Below are 19,737 nucleotides of genomic sequence, written 5' to 3' on the forward strand. Positions count from 1 at the left end.
GCCCATCCTGCCGGATGGGCTTTTTTGCGCGTGTACGAAATGAAACCTGCCGGATGCGGCGTAAACGCCTTATCCGGCTTACAAAACTCGTGTACCCCTGCAATTCCGCACCACGCAAAAGCTTGTCCTGCTACCCGCGCACGAGACTGAGCAACGGGTACGGTCGCCCAAGATCGTCCACCTCTGTACGTCCCGTCACGCTGAATCCCATCTTCTTATAGAATCCAACCGCTTGCTCATTCTGTTCGTTAACGTTAGTTGTTAACGTGGAACTCATTGATAAAGCATGTTCAATCAGCAGCTTACCAACGCCACTACCACGCACATCCGGATCGACAAATAAGGCATCTATATGCTGATCGGTCAGAAGCATAAAGGCGACTGGCTCATCCTGCCCTGTTATTGCAACCCATAGAGGGGCTTCTGGTAAAAATGAACGTACCAGCTCCTCCAGCTCAATTCGATAATCCGCAGAGAGGAAATGGTGCGTGGCATCCACTGAGCGACACCAAATAGAAACTAACTTGTCTCCTTCGTCCTGGCGCGAACGACGAATGGTAATGGTCATAGCATTCTCCTTTTTTCTTTACTGCACTATTCTACAGCAAGGAGCCGTGAAACTTTCTCAACTTGAGGATGCAGGCTCGACATTCGCATGATTCCTGGGTATCTTCAGCTGTCTGGATGTCTAAACGTTTAAACGTATGTAGTGAGGTTATCAGGTTATGCCAATTCGCGTGCAGGACGAGCTACCCGCCGTCAATTTCTTGCGTGAGGAAAACGTCTTTGTCATGACGACCTCCCGCGCTTCCGGTCAGGAAATTCGTCCACTGAAGGTGCTCATCCTTAACCTGATGCCGAAGAAGATTGAAACGGAAAACCAGTTCCTGCGTTTATTGTCTAACTCACCGCTACAGGTAGATGTTCAGCTATTGCGCATCGATGCCCGCGAGTCACGCAACACCCCAACGGAGCATCTGAATAACTTTTACTGTAATTTCGAGGATATCTGCGATCAGAACTTTGATGGACTGATTGTTACAGGGGCACCGCTGGGTCTGGTTGAGTTTAATGACGTGGCTTACTGGCCGCAGATTAAGCAAGTGCTTGAATGGGCAAAAGATCACGTTACCTCGACGCTGTTTGTCTGTTGGGCGGTGCAAGCCGCATTGAATATCCTTTATGGCATTCCCAAACAAACCCGCACGGACAAACTCTCCGGCGTGTATGAGCATCATATTCTGCATCCTCATGCGTTGCTGACGCGCGGATTTGATGACGCATTTTTGGCCCCTCATTCGCGCTATGCCGATTTCCCTGCCGCCCTTATCCGCGACTATACCGATCTCGAGATTTTTGCCGAAACGGAAGAGGGCGATGCCTATCTGTTCGCCAGTAAAGATAAACGCATTGCCTTTGTGACGGGTCATCCGGAGTATGACGCGCACACGCTTGGTAGCGAATATTTTCGTGACGTTGAAGCGGGCTTATCCCCGGAAGTACCCTATAACTACTTCCCGAAAGATGACCCGCAAAACAAACCGCGGGCAACCTGGCGTAGCCATGGCAATCTGTTGTTTACCAACTGGCTCAACTATTACGTCTACCAGATCACGCCATATGATCTGCGTCACATGAATCCAACGCTGGATTAATCTTCTGTAGCAGACGATCCTTAAGCGTTTCAGCATGTTGAATCAGGCACCTTCGGGTGCCTTTTTTATTTCCGAAACGCACCTCAATGTGTAATTAAATTTTATTTATATTGTTATCAATAGGTTAATTGATAATTAAATTAAAAATGGAAATTGTTTTTGATTTTGAGATTTAAATGAGTAGTCTTAGTTGTGCTGAACGAAAACCGCACAACGATCCTTCGTTCGCATTGGGGATGTGTTTGGATCACTGACGAGGAACTACGCAATGAATCAACAGGCAACGACAACCGATGAACTGGTCTTTACCAGGCCGCGCGGCGAACAAGAACAGCAAATTCTGACCGGAGAAGCGGTGGAGTTTCTGACTGAACTGGTGACAAGATTTACGCCTAAGCGGAATAAGCTTCTGGCTGCGCGGATCCAGCAGCAGCAGGATATTGATAACGGTAAGTTGCCTGATTTTATTTCGGAAACAGCTTCCATTCGTGAGGGTGACTGGAAAATTCGCGGTATTCCTGATGATTTACTGGATCGCCGCGTAGAGATTACCGGCCCGGTTGAGCGCAAGATGGTCATCAACGCGCTGAACGCGAACGTCAAAGTCTTTATGGCTGACTTTGAAGATTCGCTGGCCCCTGAGTGGAGCAAAGTTATCGACGGGCAGATCAACCTGCGCGATGCGATCAATGGCACCATTAGTTACACCAACGAAGCGGGTAAAATTTATCAACTCAAACCCAATCCAGCTTTATTGGTGTGTCGTGTGCGCGGTCTGCATCTGCCGGAAAAACACGTCACCTGGCGTGGCGAATCCATCCCAGGCAGCCTGTTCGATTTTGCACTCTACTTCTTCCACAACTACAAAGCGTTGCTGGCAAAAGGCAGTGGCCCGTATTTCTATCTGCCAAAAACGCAGGCCTGGCAAGAAGCAGCCTGGTGGAGTGAAGTGTTCAGCTATGCAGAGGACCGCTTTAATCTGCCGCGCGGCACCATCAAAGCGACCCTGCTGATTGAAACGTTGCCCGCTGTTTTCCAGATGGACGAAATTCTGCACGCGTTGCGTGACCATATTGTGGGCCTGAACTGTGGCCGCTGGGATTACATTTTCAGCTATATCAAAACTCTGAAGAACCACCCGGATCGCGTGCTGCCGGACCGTCAGGTAGTGACGATGGATAAGCCATTCCTCAGCGCCTACTCGCGTCTGTTGATTAAAACCTGTCACAAACGCGGCGCGTTTGCGATGGGCGGCATGGCTGCGTTCATTCCCAGTAAAGATGCCGAGCGTAACAACCAGGTTCTGACCAAGGTAAAAGCGGATAAAGCGCTGGAAGCGAATAACGGTCATGACGGTACATGGATTGCCCATCCGGGCCTGGCAGATACCGCAATGACGGTATTCAACGACGTGCTCGGAGAAAACAAAAATCAGCTGTTTGTGACGCGTGAAGAAGATGCGCCAATTACCGCTGAACAGCTGCTGGCGCCTTGTGAAGGTGAGCGTACCGAAGAGGGTATGCGCGCCAACATCCGTGTCGCGGTGCAGTACATCGAGGCGTGGATCTCCGGTAACGGCTGCGTACCGATTTACGGTCTGATGGAAGATGCGGCCACCGCCGAAATCTCCCGCACCTCCATCTGGCAGTGGATCCACCACCAGAAGACGCTCAGCAACGGCAAGCCGGTGACCAAACCGCTGTTCCGCCAGATGCTGGCCGAAGAGATGTTGGTGATTCAGGACGAACTGGGCGAGCACCGCTACAGCAGTGGGCGTTTTGACGATGCCGCGCGCCTGATGGAGCAAATCACGACCTCTGATGAACTGATCGATTTCTTGACCCTGCCAGGTTACCGCCTGCTGGCTTAACTCACCACATAACAATATGGAGCATCTGCACATGAAAACCCGTACTCAACAAATCGAAGAATTACAGAAAGAGTGGACTCAACCGCGCTGGGAAGGCATCACCCGTCCGTATAGCGCGGAGGATGTGGTGAAATTACGTGGCTCGGTCAACCCGGAATGCACGCTGGCGCAGCTTGGCGCGGCGAAAATGTGGCGTCTGCTGCACGGTGAGTCGAAGAAAGGGTATATCAACAGCCTCGGCGCGCTGACCGGCGGCCAGGCGCTGCAACAGGCGAAAGCCGGTATTGAAGCGGTCTACCTTTCAGGCTGGCAGGTAGCGGCAGATGCTAACCTGGCCTCCAGCATGTATCCGGATCAATCGCTGTATCCGGCGAACTCCGTCCCGGCAGTGGTGGATCGGATCAACAACACTTTCCGTCGTGCGGATCAGATCCAATGGTCAAGTGGTATTGAGCCGAACGATCCGCGCTACGTGGATTACTTCCTGCCGATCGTTGCTGATGCGGAAGCGGGCTTTGGCGGGGTTCTGAACGCGTTTGAACTGATGAAATCGATGATTGAGGCTGGTGCAGCAGCCGTTCACTTCGAAGATCAGCTCGCATCAGTGAAAAAATGCGGTCACATGGGCGGTAAGGTGCTGGTGCCGACTCAGGAAGCTATTCAGAAACTGGTGGCTGCCCGTCTGGCAGCCGACGTGATGGGCGTGCCGACGCTGGTGATTGCGCGTACCGATGCTGACGCAGCTGATTTGATTACCTCTGACTGCGATGCCTATGACAGCGAGTTCATTACTGGCGAACGTACCTGCGAAGGCTTCTTCCGTACACATGCTGGTATTGAGCAGGCGATCAGCCGCGGTCTGGCCTACGCGCCGTATGCGGATCTGGTGTGGTGTGAAACTTCCACACCAGACCTCGAACTGGCGAAGCGCTTTGCCGATGCCATTCATGCGAAATTCCCAGGTAAACTGCTGGCCTACAACTGTTCGCCGTCGTTTAACTGGCAGAAAAATCTGGATGATAAAACCATTGCCAGCTTCCAGCAGCAGTTGTCGGACATGGGCTATAAATACCAGTTCATTACCCTGGCGGGTATTCACAGCATGTGGTTCAACATGTTCGACCTCGCGCACTCCTATGCGCAGGGTGAAGGCATGCGCCACTATGTTGAGAAGGTTCAGCAGCCAGAATTTGCGGCGGCAAAAGACGGTTATACCTTTGTGTCCCACCAGCAGGAAGTGGGTACCGGGTACTTCGATAAAGTTACCACCATCATTCAGGGCGGCGCCTCTTCCGTTACCGCGTTAACGGGTTCCACCGAAGAATCGCAGTTCTGATCAATGCCCGGTGGCGCTGCGCTTGCCGGGCCTACGAAGGGATGTAGGCCGGAAAAGCGCATGCGCCATCCGGCATGACGTTGTGCCGGATGGGAGAAATCGATGACGCGTGGCCTGGAATTACTGATTGCTCAGACTATCTTGCAAGGTTTCGACGCCCAGTACGGGCGTTTTCTGGAAGTCACCTCCGGCGCGCAGCAGCGTTTTGAACATGCCGACTGGCATGCGGTTCAGCAGGCGATGAAAAGCCGTATTCACCTTTACGATCACCATGTGGGTCTGGTGGTGGAACAGCTGCGCTGCATTACTGACGGCAAAAGTACCGACGCGGATTTTTTGCTCCGCGTGAAAGATCATTACACCCGGCTCTTGCCGGATTATCCGCGCTTCGAGATTGCGGAGAGCTTCTTTAACTCCGTTTACTGCCGGTTATTTGACCACCGCTCGCTGACTCCCGAGCGGCTGTTTATTTTTAGCTCTCAGCCAGAGCGCCGTTTTCGCACGATCCCACGCCCGCTGGCGAAAGACTTTTTTCCTGATACCGGCTGGGAGTGGCTGCTCACCCGCGTCCTCAGCGATCTGCCTCTGCGTCTACCGTGGCAGAATAAACATCGTGATATCCACTACATCATCGAACACCTGACCGAAACGCTGGGTGCGGATGTGTTGCCGCGCTGTCATTTACAGGTGGCGAACGAACTGTTTTATCGCAATAAGGCCGCCTGGCTGGTCGGTAAGCTGATTACCCCTTCCGGGACGCTGCCGTTTTTATTGCCAATCCATCGGACTGACGAAGGCGAACTGTTTGTCGACACCTGTCTGACCACGACGGCGGAAGCGAGCATTGTGTTTGGCTTTGCCCGTTCCTATTTTATGGTTTATGCCCCGCTGCCCGCGGCGTTAGTGGAGTGGCTGCGCGAGATCCTGCCCGGTAAAACCACCGCTGAATTGTATATGGCGATTGGCTGTCAGAAACATGCGAAGACTGAAAGCTACCGCGAGTATCTGCTCTATCTCGCTGATTGCGATGAGCAATTTATCGAAGCGCCGGGGATCCGCGGCATGGTGATGCTGGTGTTTACCCTACCGGGCTTCGACCGGGTGTTTAAAATCATCAAAGACAAATTTGCGCCGCAAAAGGAGATGTCCGCCGCGCACGTCCGCGCCTGCTACCAGCTGGTGAAAGAGCACGACCGCGTCGGGCGTATGGCCGATACCCAGGAGTTTGAAAACTTTGTACTGGATAAACGGCAAATCGACCCGGCGCTGATGGCACTGCTACTACAGGAAGCGCCGGAAAAAATTACCGATCTCGGAGATCAGATTGTTATTCGCCATCTGTATATCGAACGCCGCATGGTGCCGCTGAATATCTGGCTGGAGCAGGTCGAAGGCCAGCAGCTGCGCGACGCGATAGAAGAGTACGGCAACGCCATTCGTCAGCTGGCCGCCGCCAATATTTTCCCGGGAGATATGCTGTTTAAGAACTTTGGTGTTACCCGCCACGGGCGCGTGGTGTTCTACGACTACGATGAAATTTGCTATATGACGGAGGTGAATTTCCGTCATATCCCACCGCCGCGCTACCCGGAGGATGAGATGAGCGCTGAACCGTGGTACAGCGTGTCGCCGGGGGATGTCTTCCCGGAAGAGTTTCGTCACTGGCTATGTGCCGACCCGCGCATCGGGCCGCTGTTTGAGGAGATGCACGCCGACCTGTTCAGCGCCGACTACTGGCGAGGGCTGCAAACGCGGATCCGTGAAGGGCACGTGGAAGATGTTTACGCTTACCGTCGTCGGCAGCGGTTTAGCGTACGTTATGAAACCGACCGTAGGCCGGATAAGGCCTTTGCGCCGCCATCCGGCAATGTACGCAGTGCCTGATGGCACTGCGCTTATCAGGCCTAAAAATCGGCCCCAACCCTTGCTTATCTAAACCCGCCGTACGCCAGCGTGACTTCTTTCGCTGCTTTGATTGCCATTGCGCCAAACTCGGTCACGCGGTCATCGGTAATGCGTGAGATTGGCCCGGAAATGGAGATGGCGGCGAACGGCTCACGGTGTTCATCATAAATGCACGATGCCACGCAGCGCAGGCCCAGCGCGTGTTCTTCATCATCAAAGGAATAGCCGCGCTTACGCGTCTGCGCTAAATCCTCTTTCAGATGGACCGGCGACACCAGCGTGGCATGGGTATACGCGTGCAGCCCTTTGCGGTGCAGCAGACCGGTAACCTGTTCTTCACTCAATTGAGATAAAAATGCCTTGCCCGCGCCGGAGGCGTGCATCGGCAGCTTGCCGCCGATAGGCGCAGACATGCGCATCAACTGGGTGCACTGCACCTGGTCGATAATAATGGCCTGATGGTCGCTTTGATCCAGCACGGCCAGGTTTACCGTCTCACCCGAATCTTCCATTAGTTTGCGCAGAATGGGGTGCACAATCGCCAGTAGATTGCGGCTTTGCAAAAAGCTGCTGCCGACGATAAATGCATGTGCGCCCACGGCCCAGTGGCCTAATTCGCCCACCTGACGGACAAAACCCTGCTGCTGCATGGTGGTCAGCAGACGATGAGTCGTGGAGTTGGGCAGACCGGCCTGCTGCGCCAGCTCGGTTAGCGCCACGCTGCCGTTGGATTCCGCAATCCACTCCAGTAGCTTCAGACCCCGGGTCAAAGACTGAACCTGCCCGGTTGCAGGCGTAGTGGCAGCGGCGGGTTTTCTACCGCGTTTAGCGGGGACAGGGGCAACCATGGCGGACTCCTTTTCTGTATCGTGGAAATCATTTTCGTTTTATTCGATTATAATGCAAGAATTCCTGTACTGATCGGATGAGTGAAGCTGAACATGTCTCATGTTGGCCGTTGTTCTCTTTTCCGCCTCTCAGGTTTGTGCCAGTATGACCTGTTGAGTTTTTTTCGGTCTGGTTGAGCGTTGTCGGGAGCGAGTGTGAGCAGCAAAGTAGAACAATTACGTCAGCAATTAAATGAACGTATTCTGGTGCTGGACGGCGGGATGGGCACCATGATCCAGGGATATCGTCTGAGCGAAGAGGATTTCCGCGGCGAGCGCTTCGCCGACTGGCCCTGCGACCTGAAGGGTAACAACGACCTGCTGGTGCTTAGCAAGCCGGAGGTGATTGCCGCGATCCATAACGCCTATTTTGAGGCGGGTGCAGATATCATCGAAACCAACACCTTTAACTCCACGACTATCGCCATGGCGGATTACCAGATGGAATCCCTGTCGGCGGAAATCAACTTTGCGGCAGCTAAACTGGCGCGCGCTTGCGCAGATGAGTGGACGGCGCGTACGCCGGAAAAACCGCGCTATGTCGCGGGCGTGCTTGGTCCAACCAACCGTACGGCCTCTATCTCACCCGACGTCAACGACCCGGCATACCGCAACATTACCTTTGACCAGCTGGTGGCTGCCTATCGCGAATCCACCAAAGCGCTGGTGGAAGGCGGCAGTGACCTGATCCTGATTGAAACCGTTTTCGATACCCTCAACGCTAAAGCCGCTATTTTCGCGGTAAAAACCGAGTTCGAAGCGCTGGGCGTCGAGCTGCCGATAATGCTTTCCGGCACCATTACCGACGCCTCCGGGCGTACGCTTTCCGGGCAGACCACCGAAGCGTTCTATAACTCATTGCGCCATGCCGATGCGCTGACCTTCGGTCTGAACTGCGCCTTAGGCCCGGACGAGCTGCGCCAGTACGTGCAGGAGCTGTCACGGATTGCCGAATGCTACGTTACCGCGCATCCGAACGCCGGGCTGCCGAACGCCTTCGGCGAGTACGACCTCGACGCCGACACCATGGCGACACAGATTCGCGAATGGGCCGAGGCCGGTTTCCTCAATGTGGTTGGCGGTTGTTGCGGCACCACGCCGGAACATATCGCCGCGATGAGCCGGGCGGTAGAAGGTTTACCGCCGCGCAAGTTGCCAGAAATCCCGGTGGCCTGCCGGCTGTCCGGCCTTGAACCGCTGAATATTGGCGACGACAGCCTGTTTGTGAACGTCGGCGAACGTACCAACGTCACCGGCTCAGCGAAATTTAAGCGCCTGATTAAAGAAGAGAAGTACAGCGAAGCGCTGGACGTCGCCCGCCAGCAGGTGGAAAGCGGCGCGCAGATTATCGACATCAACATGGATGAGGGGATGCTCGACGCCGAAGCGGCGATGGTGCGCTTCCTAAATCTGATTGCTGGCGAGCCGGACATTGCCCGCGTGCCGATTATGATCGACTCCTCCAAATGGGAAGTCATCGAAAAAGGGCTGAAGTGCATTCAGGGTAAAGGCATCGTTAACTCCATCTCGATGAAAGAGGGGGTGGAGACCTTTATCCATCACGCGAAGCTGCTGCGTCGCTACGGTGCTGCGGTGGTGGTGATGGCTTTTGACGAGCAGGGCCAGGCCGATACCCGCGCGCGTAAAATCGAGATTTGCCGCCGGGCGTACAAAATTCTCACCGAAGAGGTGGGTTTTCCGCCGGAAGACATCATCTTCGACCCGAATATTTTCGCCGTCGCCACCGGTATTGAAGAGCACAACAACTACGCGCAGGACTTTATCGGCGCCTGTGAGGACATCAAACGCGAGCTGCCGCACGCGCTGATTTCCGGCGGCGTCTCTAACGTTTCCTTCTCGTTCCGCGGCAACGACCCGGTACGTGAAGCTATCCACGCGGTATTCCTCTACTATGCGATTCGCAACGGGATGGACATGGGCATCGTCAACGCCGGACAGCTGGCGATTTATGACGATCTCCCGACCGAACTGCGCGACGCGGTTGAAGATGTGATCCTCAACCGACGTGAAGATGGTACCGAGCGTCTGCTGGAGCTGGCGGAGAAATATCGCGGCAGTAAAACCGACGACACCGCGAATGCCCAGATGGCGGAGTGGCGTAGTTGGGACGTGAAAAAGCGCCTTGAATACTCGCTGGTGAAAGGCATTACCGAATTTATCGAGCTCGACACAGAAGAAGCGCGCCAGCAGGCCGAACGCCCGATTGAGGTGATCGAAGGGCCGCTGATGGACGGCATGAACGTGGTCGGCGACCTGTTTGGCGAGGGCAAAATGTTCCTGCCGCAGGTGGTGAAATCCGCGCGCGTGATGAAGCAGGCGGTGGCTTACCTCGAACCGTATATCGAAGCCAGTAAAGAGAAAGGCTCCAGCAACGGCAAGATGGTCATCGCCACCGTGAAGGGTGATGTGCACGACATTGGCAAGAACATCGTTGGCGTGGTGCTGCAATGTAACAACTACGAAATCGTCGATCTTGGCGTGATGGTGCCCGCGGAGAAAATCCTCAGAACGGCGCGTGAAGTGAATGCCGATCTGATTGGTCTTTCCGGGCTTATCACCCCGTCGCTGGACGAAATGGTCAACGTGGCGAAAGAGATGGAGCGTCAGGGTTTCACCATCCCACTGCTGATTGGCGGGGCGACCACCTCAAAAGCGCACACCGCGGTGAAAATTGAGCAGAACTACAGCGGCCCGACGGTTTATGTGCAGAACGCCTCGCGGACCGTCGGCGTAGTCGCCGCGCTGCTCTCCGACACTCAGCGCGACGATTTTGTTGCCCGTACCCGTAAAGAGTATGAAACCGTGCGCATCCAGCATGCGCGTAAGAAACCTCGCACGCCGCCGGTAACGTTACAGGCCGCACGTGATAACGATCTTGCCTTCGACTGGGAAAGCTACACGCCGCCGGTCGCGCATCGTTTAGGCGTGCAGGAAGTCGAGGCCAGCATCGAAACGCTGCGCAATTACATCGACTGGACGCCGTTCTTTATGACCTGGTCGCTGGCCGGGAAGTATCCGCGCATCCTCGAAGATGAAGTGGTGGGTGAAGAGGCGAAGCGCCTGTTCAAAGACGCCAACGACATGCTGGATAAACTCAGCGCTGAGAAAACCCTGAACCCGCGGGGTGTGGTGGGGTTGTTCCCGGCTAACCGCGTGGGTGACGATATCGAGATTTACCGTGACGAGACGCGTACGCACGTTATCAGCGTGAGTCATCACCTGCGCCAGCAGACGGAAAAAGTCGGCTTCGCCAACTACTGCCTGTCTGACTTTGTCGCGCCGAAACTGAGCGGCAAAGCGGATTACATCGGTGCTTTCGCGGTGACCGGCGGTCTGGAGGAGGATGCGCTGGCAGACGCCTTCGAAGCGCAGCATGACGACTACAACAAGATCATGGTGAAAGCCATCGCTGACCGTCTGGCGGAAGCGTTCGCGGAATATCTGCATGAGCGCGTGCGTAAAGTCTACTGGGGCTATGCGGCGAATGAGAACCTCAGTAACGAAGAGCTGATCCGCGAAAACTACCAGGGCATTCGTCCGGCGCCGGGCTACCCGGCGTGCCCGGAACATACCGAAAAGGCCACCATCTGGGAGCTGCTGGATGTCGAAGCACATACCGGGATGAAGCTTACTGAATCCTTCGCCATGTGGCCTGGGGCCTCAGTTTCCGGCTGGTATTTCAGTCATCCTGACAGTAAGTATTACGCCGTGGCGCAAATTCAGCGCGATCAGGTTGAAGATTATGCCTTCCGTAAAGGCATGAGCGTGGCAGAAGTTGAACGTTGGTTAGCGCCAAACCTCGGCTACGACGCTGACTGATTCACAAAACTGTCATCTTTCTTTACAACAAACAGGGCACTCAATGAGTGCCCTGTCTCTTTCTTACGTTTAAACCCTTATACTGAAAGAACGTTCATCGGCACTGCTTGCCGGATGGCTCATTTTTGTAGGCCTGATAAGCGTAGCGCCCTCAGGCGGTATGTCATTGCGATGAACCTCAGGAACATATAACGATAAGGAGAACCTGATTCCGTGCTAACTCTGTTACACCTGCTTTCTGCTGTCTCTATGCTGGTTTGGGGCACACATATTGTGCGTACCGGCGTGATGCGCGTCTTTGGCGCCCGCTTGCGTACCGTACTCAGCCGTAGCGTTGAAAAGAAGCCGCTCGCCTTTTGTGCGGGTATCGGCGTGACGGCGCTGGTACAAAGCAGCAACGCCACCACTATGCTGGTGACCTCGTTTGTCGCCCAGGATCTCGTGGCGCTTACCCCGGCACTGGTCATTGTGCTGGGCGCCGACGTGGGGACCGCGCTGATGGCGCGTATCCTGACTTTCGATCTCTCATGGCTATCGCCACTGCTGATTTTCATCGGCGTGATCTTTTTTCTCGGGCGTAAGCAGTCCCGCGTGGGGCAACTGGGCCGGGTTGGCATCGGGCTGGGGTTGATTTTACTGGCGCTGGAGCTGATTGTGCAGGCGGTCACGCCGATAACCCAGGCTAACGGCGTACAGGTTATTTTCGCCTCGCTGACCGGCGATATTATGCTGGATGCGCTGATTGGCGCCATGTTCGCGGTTATCAGTTACTCCAGCCTGGCGGCGGTTTTGCTGACGGCAACCCTGACCGCTGCCAGCATTATCTCGTTTCCGGTGGCGTTGTGCCTGGTGATTGGCGCCAACCTTGGTTCCGGCCTGCTGGCGATGCTCAACAATAGCGCGGCTAACGCTGCTGCCCGTCGCGTGGCGCTAGGCAGCTTGTTGTTTAAGCTGGTGGGAAGTCTGATTATCCTGCCGTTTGTTCATCCGTTGGCGAATCTGATGGATGAGCTGCCGCTGCCGAAATCTGAGCTGGTCATTTATTTCCATGTTTTCTACAACCTGGTACGTTGCATAGCGATGGTGCCGTTCGCCGAACCGATGGCGCGTTTTTGCAAACGTATTATCCGTGATGAGCCGGAACTGGACGCCCACCTGAAGCCTAAGCATCTGGACATCAGCGCACTGGATACCCCAACCCTGGCCCTGGCCAATGCCGCCCGTGAAGCCCTGCGTATTGGCGATGCGATGGAGCAGATGATGGACGGGCTAAAGAAGGTGATGCATGGCGAACCGCGTGAAGAGAAAGAGTTGCGCAGGATGGCAGACGATATCAACGTGCTGTACACGGCGATTAAGCTCTATCTGGCGCGGATGCCAAAGGATGAACTGGCAGAAGAAGAGTCGCGCCGTTGGGCTGAGATTATCGAAATGTCGCTCAACCTTGAACAGGCTTCGGATATTGTCGAGCGTATGGGCAGCGAGATTGCCGACAAGTCGCTGGCAGCGCGTCGGGCATTCTCTGTCGAAGGGCTGAAAGAACTTGATGCACTGTACGATCAACTGCTCAGTAATCTGCAACTGGCGATGTCGGTATTCTTCTCTGGCGACGTGACCAGCGCCCGTCGTCTGCGCCGCAGCAAGCACCGTTTCCGCATCCTTAACCGTCGTTATTCGCATGCGCACGTGGATCGTCTGCATCAACAGAACGTGCAGAGCATTGAGACCAGTTCCCTGCACCTGGCGCTACTGGGCGATATGCAGCGTCTGAACTCACTGTTTTGCTCTGTGGCTTACAGCGTGCTGGAACAGCCGGATGAAGACGACGAGCGCGAGTACTAACGAGGACAGGTGACATGTTGCCCGGTGGTGCTGATGCTTACCGGGCCTACGGATAACCGTCAATGCTGTCATCTACCTTGATGCCGGATAAGGCGAAGCCTCCATCCGGCATCAGACAACAAACCAACTAAAAGCAGTGACCCGCCTCAACGGCAACCGCTTCTTCGCCCGCTTTAAAGATATACGTGGTGTTCGGGCCGCCAAGCACGGATTGACCGTTGCTCACTTTGATCCAGTTCCCTTCCGGCAGACCAATCACCGTCAGTTCCGGCGCCACAACCAACAGCTCGCGAATACGCTGTTCACGCGTTTCGCCTTTATGGCCTTCCGGCAGAGCGTTGGTGAAGTGCGGGTTAATCTGCAGCGGGAAAAGACCCAGCGCATCAAAGCCTTTTGGATCGACAATCGGCATGTCGTTGGTGGTGCGGATGGTCTGGCAGGCAAGGTTGGAACCCGCGCTCCAGCCAATGTACAGCGCACCGCGTTTGACGACATCGACAATCGGCGCCAGTAGTCCGCGCTCGCGGCTCTCTTTCAGCAACTGGAAGGTGTTACCCCCGCCGACAATCACCAGTTCGGCGTTTTCAATGGCTGCAATCGGATCGGCAACGGTATGAATGCCAGTAACGTTAACGCCCATTGGCGCAAAGATGGCTGCCGTTTTCGCCGTGTACTCATCCCAGGTTTGCGTCACGCCGGCAAATGGAATAAACACCGCAGTGCGGCGACCGTTCAGTTGCTCTGCGATCAGCGGCAGCGCATGTTCCATCCAGCCTTTGCCCGGCAGCGTCGAGTTACTCAATAAAAGCAGTTCCATCATTTCTCCATGTAATCAGAAAATTACAAACCGCGGTAATGCTACCACTATCGATCTAACGCCTTCCTGATATGGCTCACGATGTTGGAAGGGGGAGATAGAAGCTGAGACTATTTTTTAAGTGTCAATTATTTTTCTCCTCCAGAGAGCGCAGATGATTTCAAAATTAATATATATGATTTACCATATGTGTACTCTAAAAGGAACGGAGAGGAAAATGCTACAACCTGTTCAGCTTTTCAAAATCCTGTCGGATGAAACACGGCTCGCCATTGTCATGCTTTTGCGGGAGTCCGGAGAACTGTGCGTGTGCGATATCTGTGCAGCTACCGCCGAATCACAGCCCAAAATATCACGCCATATGGCTATCCTTCGCGAGTCTGGGCTAGTTCTGGATCGTCGGGAAGGCAAATGGATTCACTATCGTCTGTCACCTCATATTCCTGCGTGGGCCGCTGAGACAATCACGACGTCCTGGCAGTGCCTTCGGGAAGATGTGCGGGAATGGTTGGCAAAGTCGGCCTGCACCTCTTGCTGAGGAAGGAAATCATATTCACATAATCATATATAATGGGGTTTGAAATGTTTTTGGCAGGGAGTATATTTTTACTGACGCTGGTACTGGTGATCTGGCAACCCAGAGGCCTGAGTATTGGCTGGAGCGCGAGTATCGGAGCTGCGTTGGCGCTGGGAACCGGAGTCATTCATATCGCTGATATTCCCGTTGTCTGGAATATCGTCTGGAACGCGACAGCGGCATTTATTGCGGTCATCATCATCAGCCTGCTGCTCGATGAGTCCGGTTTCTTTGAATGGGCCGCACTGCACGTCTCCCGCTGGGGTAACGGACGTGGCCGCCTTTTGTTTACGTGGATAGTCTTGCTTGGGGCCGCTGTTGCTGCGTTGTTTGCCAATGACGGCGCCGCACTGATCCTGACGCCGATTGTAATTGCGATGCTGCTCGCACTGGGATTCAGCCAGGGCACGACATTGGCCTTTGTCATGGCTGCAGGGTTTATTGCAGATACGGCCAGCCTGCCGCTCATTGTTTCTAACCTGGTGAATATCGTCTCGGCGGACTTTTTCGGTCTGGGCTTTACGCAGTATGCCTCCGTTATGATCCCCGTAGATGTGGCAGCGATTGCGGCCACGCTGGTCATGCTTCATCTCTTCTTCCGCAGGGACATTCCGGCGACGTATGACGTTTCTCTGCTGAAGACGCCCGCCAGTGTGATAAAGGATCCGGCAACGTTCAGGGCGGGCTGGATTGTCCTGTTATTGCTGCTTGTCGGTTTCTTTGTGCTGGAGCCTCTGGGGATCCCGGTCAGTGCGATAGCGGCTACTGGCGCAGCAGTACTGTTTATAGTGGCGAAAAGAGGTCATGCCATCAACACCGGAAAAGTCCTGCGCGGTGCGCCATGGCAGATCGTTATTTTTTCGCTGGGCATGTACCTGGTAGTCTATGGCCTGCGCAATGCAGGGCTCACGGAGTATCTGTCTGACGTGCTGAACCTGCTGGCAGAAAAGGGGCTATGGGCAGCAACGTTCGGCACCGGTTTCCTGACCGCGTTCCTGTCATCGGTGATGAATAATATGCCGACGGTACTGATTGGCGCGCTGTCGATTGACGGGAGTACGGCGACTGGCATCGTCAAAGAGGCAATGATTTATGCCAATGTGATTGGCTGCGATTTAGGTCCGAAAATCACTCCCATTGGCAGTCTGGCAACCCTGCTTTGGCTGCATGTGCTTGCCCAGAAAAATATAACGATTACCTGGGGATATTACTTCCGCACCGGCATTATCATGACTCTGCCCGTGCTGTTTGTCACTTTGGCCGCGCTGGCGTTGCGGCTCTCCCTCACTTTGTAATGAGATACAGATATGAGCAACATTACCATCTATCACAACCCTGCCTGCGGCACTTCTCGTAACACGCTGGAGATGATCCGTAACAGCGGCAACGAACCGACGATAATTTATTATCTCGATACGCCACCGACCCGTGATGAGCTGATTAAACTTATTTCAGAAATGGGAATTACGGTGCGTGCATTACTGCGTAAGAATGTTGAGCCTTACGAACACCTGGGTCTTGATGAAGAGAAATTTAGTGATGAGCAGTTGATTGATTTCATGCTTCAACATCCGATCCTGATTAATCGGCCGGTAGTCGTTACGCCGCTCGGCACTCGTCTTTGTCGCCCTTCAGAAATAGTGTTGGATATTCTGCCGGAAGGTCAGAAAGGAACGTTTACCAAAGAGGATGGCGAGAAGGTCATTGACGAAACGGGGAAGCGGGTTAAGTAATCGGCCCACTTCAAAATATTGGAGGCCTGTTAACGTTATGCGGGCGTCCGATTCACCCAGTACGTCCGCTCTGTGCCATAAGCGGAAGTTAACTACGGATAAAATTCAGCGCCTCACACCCAGAGCCGCTGCATAACGGCAATAAGCTACACTTGTTCATTATTTCCAAAACAGGAAAGCCTTCCGCTGCTTCAACGGTATGTGTTTGACATCGCGTAGTTGGGGCATTTTAATCAACAACGAGCATGGCCCGCTAACAATGAAATTGATACTTGTTCGACACGCAGAAACAGAGTGGAATTTGGAAGGAATTATTCAGGGGCACAGCGATAGCTCCTTGACCTGTCGGGGTTTGCGTGAAACATCCGTCCTACTAGCAGCGTTTAGTGCAAGTGAGTATCAAATAGAGCGTGTTTACGCTTCTCCGCTTGGACGAGCCTGGCAAATGGGGCAAAGCCTGGCTGAACACTTTCGCTGTTCACTGACGGCTGAACCGGCCCTTAAAGAGCAGGCCTTTGGTCAGTTTGAAGGTATGCCGTTAGAACTACTCAGACAAAAACATCCGAACGATGCAAATGCGTTATTCAGGCTTGATGCAGAGTATTGTCCACCTGGGGGGGAGTCACTGGCGCATGCTTCTCAGCGAGTTATGCGTTTTTTACAAAACCTGGAAGATACCTCATCACATCAACAAACAATATGTATTGTGTCTCACGGGCATGTCAGTCAGGGCACTCTGGCAATTCTTAAAGAAGGGACTGTCAATAGTTTCCCTCGCTATGCTCACCCCAATGCAAGTTATTCTGTTATCGACCTGATTAATGGAAAATGTATCGGCCTAAAGTGGGGGATTGCTACACATTTACGTCACCTGAATTAGTGGCTACCTTTCAATCATTGAAAACCCATCCTGCCAGAGTCATCATTATTTAAGCACAATGTCAGCTCCCCGCTCTAAACAGATCTTCAGAAAACGATACAGAATTCCGGCCACCAGACTTCAATCCCTTTCTGCTTCAGCTCTTTTCTAACCATGCGTTTAATCCAGGCTGCCAACGATCCATCGTCATCCTGCTTGGTGATGACACATATGATGACAGACCAGTGAAGAATATGGGTAACTGTGTGGGAGACCTGACCGCAAACAGGGCAGAACTTCGAGATGCGATTGATTTCCTGCTTAATGGCTATTAGAGCGCCCATCCTAGGCGCTCAGTTCCTGCTTCTTTACCCCGCCCGCGCAAATTCTGCTGCTTCGGCGATTAGCGCGTCATCCGGGCGTACGCCGGTATACATGGCGAACTGCTCTACGGCCTGTAAGGTAATCACCTCTGCACCGCTGATGGTCTTTTTACCTAATTGTTGTGCCAGTTTGATTACCGGTGTTTCCGGCGGCAGGGCGACCACGTCAAACACCACGCTGGCGGCAGCGACCATCGCTTCGCTGTAGGCCAGTTCATCGCTCTCTTTACCGCCAGCCATACCGACGGGCGTTACGTTGACCAGAATATCGCAGGCAATCCCTTCCGGCTGAGGCTGCCACTGGAAACCGTACTGTTTTGCCAGCGCCGGGCCGCTCTCACGATTGCGGGCGGCGACGATCACATCGTGAAAACCGGCATCGCGAAACGCGGCGATAACCGCTTTACCCATTCCACCGCTGCCGCGAATCATGACGCGTGCGCTGCTATTGAGCTGGTGGCTGGCAATCAGGCTTTTTACCGCAATGTAGTCGGTGTTAAATCCTGCCAGCGTACCGTTGTCATTGACGATGGTGTTGACGGAATCAATGACTTTTGCGGAAGGATCGATGACATCCAGAAACGGCATGCAGCTCTCTTTAAACGGCATAGAGACCGCACAGCCGCGAATTTCGAGTGCGCGAACGCCTTTCACTGCGGCCTCAATATCCTGCGTAGTAAAGGCTTTATAGATAAAATTTAACCCTAATTTTTCATACAGATAGTTGTGAAAGCGCGTGCCAAAGTTACCGGGCCGACCGGCAAGCGACATGCACAACTGGGTGTCGCGGTTAATCATGTTAAATCTCCTCGGCGTGAGACAATATGTACTGTTCGGCTTCCTGCGACCAAATCCCCTGATGACGCTCCAGGATATCGCGCAAGGCTGGATCATCAATCTGAGTGAGCGCGGTTAATGGTAAGGCTTTGCCGGTGTAAACCAGTTTTTTACCGCCACCGACTTGCGGCAATTCCAGCGTTGTTTCACCAGCCGCATTCAGCCCCAGAATGTGCGTCACCACTTTTGCTGCCTGAACTTTCTTCTCTTCGATCAGTTTTACCGCTGTGCGCATATCGTCGGTATTGCCGCCAGATGTCCCAACATAATGGGTGAAGGCGTAGTGCACGTCGTAGAAGTTAATCGGCGCGCTAAACTGCTTATCCTGCGGACCGGCAAAGAAGTTCATGCAGCCATCGGCAGCCAGCAGGGAAGAGGCCAGCGTGACCAGTCCTTCGTTGGGCACAAACACAAAGATGTCATCAAATCCATGCCCGCCGCTCAACGCCATCAAGGTGTCATAAGCCGCATCCTGGGCGTGGAGATAGTGGATTAACGTTTGTGGTTCTGATGGATAGTGCTTGCGGGCGTAGCTCAACTTGTCGTTATTGGTGTCGGTTACCACCAGCAGCGCAGGGTTAACCGGGCCATGCAGTGCATAGTCGATCGCCAGTAGTCCCATTGGCCCGGTACCGCCGAGGATTAACGTGCGCCCCTGCGGACGAATGCCCATCTTATGGTTATAAGTGCCTTCCTGCAGGTGATAGTTGGCGTTGAATGCGCCAATCACGCAGGATAGCGGCTCAACCAGCGAGCCTTCAAAATAGGTTTCGCCTTCGTAGGCCAACAAGCAGTCCTGCTCCATGACTTCATCAGGAATGATGACGTGCGTGGCTTCACCGCCTACCCACGGGAAGGAGTAGCCGGGACAGTCCGGGCGATCCGGCAGTTGCAGGTTAGCCTGAATGACATAGCGTTGGCCGGGCTGAAACTTATGCTGCCATTTTTTCCCCACGGCAATAATATCGCCGCAGAACTCGTGGCCAATGATGATCGGGTTAGTGGCCACATCATCCGGCACTTTTTTGTGGTTCTCGCCCTGGTTAGCCTCTTTCCAGGAAGAAAGGCACAGGCTGTCGGTCACGACCGAGGCCAGAATTTCATCGTCCTGCATTTCGGGAAGGTCGAAGGTTTCCAGGCGCAGATCGCGTTTACCATAAAGGCGTAAAGCTGTTGTTGTTTGCATTGTTACCACC

Annotated in this window: 16 protein-coding genes; 10 read left to right on the forward strand and 6 right to left on the reverse strand. The window is 53.9% G+C overall.

All coding sequences use genetic code 11. The features are described 5' to 3' along the window. Positions 1 to 130: 130 nt before the first annotated feature. On the reverse strand, positions 131 to 568 hold the full coding sequence (locus FDX04_RS02385; protein ID WP_137370405.1) for an acetyltransferase: 438 nt from the start codon (positions 566 to 568) through the stop codon (positions 131 to 133). Positions 569 to 725: 157 nt separating this feature from the next. On the opposite strand from FDX04_RS02385, the gene metA reads away from it, so the two are divergent. The 4 genes from metA (at position 726) to aceK (ending at position 6,745) form a co-directional block, all read left to right on the forward strand. Continuing rightward, complete coding sequence (gene metA, locus FDX04_RS02390; RefSeq protein ID WP_042313076.1) at positions 726 to 1,655, forward strand: homoserine O-succinyltransferase; 930 nt, start codon at positions 726 to 728, stop codon at positions 1,653 to 1,655. Between the two features lie 268 nt (positions 1,656 to 1,923). Beyond that, positions 1,924 to 3,525, forward strand: coding sequence for a malate synthase A (gene aceB, locus FDX04_RS02395; RefSeq protein WP_137370406.1), 1,602 nt, complete (start codon positions 1,924 to 1,926; stop codon positions 3,523 to 3,525). Between the two features lie 31 nt (positions 3,526 to 3,556). Next, positions 3,557 to 4,861: an isocitrate lyase gene (gene aceA / locus FDX04_RS02400; protein ID WP_042313073.1), complete on the forward strand. Its 1,305-nt coding sequence runs from the start codon at positions 3,557 to 3,559 to the stop codon at positions 4,859 to 4,861. A 102-nt stretch (positions 4,862 to 4,963) separates the two neighbouring features. After that, positions 4,964 to 6,745, forward strand: a complete 1,782-nt coding sequence (gene aceK / locus FDX04_RS02405; RefSeq protein ID WP_137370407.1) for a bifunctional isocitrate dehydrogenase kinase/phosphatase — start codon at positions 4,964 to 4,966, stop codon at positions 6,743 to 6,745. A gap of 44 nt (positions 6,746 to 6,789) precedes the next feature. Here the strand turns inward: aceK and iclR are convergent, their stop codons facing one another. Continuing rightward, on the reverse strand, positions 6,790 to 7,614 hold the full coding sequence (iclR, locus tag FDX04_RS02410) for a glyoxylate bypass operon transcriptional repressor IclR (protein ID WP_038636184.1): 825 nt from the start codon (positions 7,612 to 7,614) through the stop codon (positions 6,790 to 6,792). A gap of 195 nt (positions 7,615 to 7,809) precedes the next feature. Between iclR and metH the strand changes: the two genes are divergently transcribed. Next, positions 7,810 to 11,493 (forward strand): methionine synthase, encoded by a 3,684-nt coding sequence (gene metH / locus FDX04_RS02415; protein WP_137361098.1) that lies wholly within the window; start codon positions 7,810 to 7,812, stop codon positions 11,491 to 11,493. A 213-nt stretch (positions 11,494 to 11,706) separates the two neighbouring features. Further along, entirely contained in the window at positions 11,707 to 13,335 is a 1,629-nt protein-coding gene (locus FDX04_RS02420; protein WP_038636190.1) for a Na/Pi cotransporter family protein, read from the forward strand. 127 nt (positions 13,336 to 13,462) lie between these two features. Here FDX04_RS02420 and pepE read toward each other — a convergent pair whose 3' ends face one another. After that, positions 13,463 to 14,152 (reverse strand): dipeptidase PepE, encoded by a 690-nt coding sequence (gene pepE / locus FDX04_RS02425; protein WP_032942056.1) that lies wholly within the window; start codon positions 14,150 to 14,152, stop codon positions 13,463 to 13,465. 217 nt (positions 14,153 to 14,369) lie between these two features. Between pepE and FDX04_RS02430 the strand changes: the two genes are divergently transcribed. The 4 genes from FDX04_RS02430 (at position 14,370) to FDX04_RS02445 (ending at position 17,342) form a co-directional block, all read left to right on the forward strand. Next, positions 14,370 to 14,690 (forward strand): transcriptional regulator, encoded by a 321-nt coding sequence (locus FDX04_RS02430; RefSeq protein ID WP_038636209.1) that lies wholly within the window; start codon positions 14,370 to 14,372, stop codon positions 14,688 to 14,690. Positions 14,691 to 14,734: 44 nt separating this feature from the next. Continuing rightward, the gene (locus tag FDX04_RS02435) at positions 14,735 to 16,024 is read left to right on the forward strand and encodes an arsenic transporter (protein WP_137361099.1); all 1,290 of its coding nucleotides are present in this window, start codon (positions 14,735 to 14,737) and stop codon (positions 16,022 to 16,024) included. Between the two features lie 12 nt (positions 16,025 to 16,036). After that, positions 16,037 to 16,462 carry a glutaredoxin-dependent arsenate reductase gene (gene arsC / locus FDX04_RS02440; protein WP_079225682.1) on the forward strand — a complete coding sequence of 142 codons (426 nt, stop codon included), beginning with the start codon at positions 16,037 to 16,039 and terminating at the stop codon, positions 16,460 to 16,462. A 259-nt stretch (positions 16,463 to 16,721) separates the two neighbouring features. Further along, a complete protein-coding gene (locus FDX04_RS02445) occupies positions 16,722 to 17,342 on the forward strand; it encodes a histidine phosphatase family protein (protein WP_042313085.1) in 621 nt (206 codons plus the stop codon). Positions 17,343 to 17,428: 86 nt separating this feature from the next. Here the strand turns inward: FDX04_RS02445 and FDX04_RS24115 are convergent, their stop codons facing one another. Genes FDX04_RS24115 through sorE form a run of 3 tightly spaced genes read right to left on the reverse strand, consistent with a single transcriptional unit; the run spans position 17,429 to position 19,727 of the window. Beyond that, positions 17,429 to 17,665 carry a hypothetical protein gene (locus FDX04_RS24115; protein WP_170972937.1) on the reverse strand — a complete coding sequence of 79 codons (237 nt, stop codon included), beginning with the start codon at positions 17,663 to 17,665 and terminating at the stop codon, positions 17,429 to 17,431. A 24-nt stretch (positions 17,666 to 17,689) separates the two neighbouring features. Then, positions 17,690 to 18,502, reverse strand: a complete 813-nt coding sequence (locus FDX04_RS02455) for a shikimate 5-dehydrogenase (RefSeq protein WP_137361100.1) — start codon at positions 18,500 to 18,502, stop codon at positions 17,690 to 17,692. Position 18,503: 1 nt separating this feature from the next. After that, positions 18,504 to 19,727 carry an L-sorbose 1-phosphate reductase gene (gene sorE / locus FDX04_RS02460; RefSeq protein WP_042313054.1) on the reverse strand — a complete coding sequence of 408 codons (1,224 nt, stop codon included), beginning with the start codon at positions 19,725 to 19,727 and terminating at the stop codon, positions 18,504 to 18,506. Positions 19,728 to 19,737 lie beyond the last annotated feature (10 nt).

Source organism: Citrobacter sp. wls615 (genome assembly GCF_005281355.1).
Lineage (GTDB): Bacteria > Pseudomonadota > Gammaproteobacteria > Enterobacterales > Enterobacteriaceae > Citrobacter > Citrobacter werkmanii.

Excerpts from the sequence above, each read along its gene's own strand:
- metA (WP_042313076.1), top strand. The coding sequence starts at position 726 with ATGCCAATTCGCGTGCAGGACGAGCTACCCGCCGTCAATTTCTTGCGT.
- pepE (WP_032942056.1), bottom strand. The coding sequence starts at position 14,152 with ATGGAACTGCTTTTATTGAGTAACTCGACGCTGCCGGGCAAAGGCTGG.
- arsC (WP_079225682.1), top strand. The coding sequence starts at position 16,037 with ATGAGCAACATTACCATCTATCACAACCCTGCCTGCGGCACTTCTCGT.
- FDX04_RS02430 (WP_038636209.1), top strand. The coding sequence starts at position 14,370 with ATGCTACAACCTGTTCAGCTTTTCAAAATCCTGTCGGATGAAACACGG.
- iclR (WP_038636184.1), bottom strand. The coding sequence starts at position 7,614 with ATGGTTGCCCCTGTCCCCGCTAAACGCGGTAGAAAACCCGCCGCTGCC.
- FDX04_RS24115 (WP_170972937.1), bottom strand. The coding sequence starts at position 17,665 with ATGGGCGCTCTAATAGCCATTAAGCAGGAAATCAATCGCATCTCGAAG.
- FDX04_RS02445 (WP_042313085.1), top strand. The coding sequence starts at position 16,722 with ATGAAATTGATACTTGTTCGACACGCAGAAACAGAGTGGAATTTGGAA.
- aceK (WP_137370407.1), top strand. The coding sequence starts at position 4,964 with ATGACGCGTGGCCTGGAATTACTGATTGCTCAGACTATCTTGCAAGGT.
- FDX04_RS02435 (WP_137361099.1), top strand. The coding sequence starts at position 14,735 with ATGTTTTTGGCAGGGAGTATATTTTTACTGACGCTGGTACTGGTGATC.
- aceB (WP_137370406.1), top strand. The coding sequence starts at position 1,924 with ATGAATCAACAGGCAACGACAACCGATGAACTGGTCTTTACCAGGCCG.
- sorE (WP_042313054.1), bottom strand. The coding sequence starts at position 19,727 with ATGCAAACAACAACAGCTTTACGCCTTTATGGTAAACGCGATCTGCGC.
- FDX04_RS02455 (WP_137361100.1), bottom strand. The coding sequence starts at position 18,502 with ATGATTAACCGCGACACCCAGTTGTGCATGTCGCTTGCCGGTCGGCCC.
- FDX04_RS02385 (WP_137370405.1), bottom strand. The coding sequence starts at position 568 with ATGACCATTACCATTCGTCGTTCGCGCCAGGACGAAGGAGACAAGTTA.
- aceA (WP_042313073.1), top strand. The coding sequence starts at position 3,557 with ATGAAAACCCGTACTCAACAAATCGAAGAATTACAGAAAGAGTGGACT.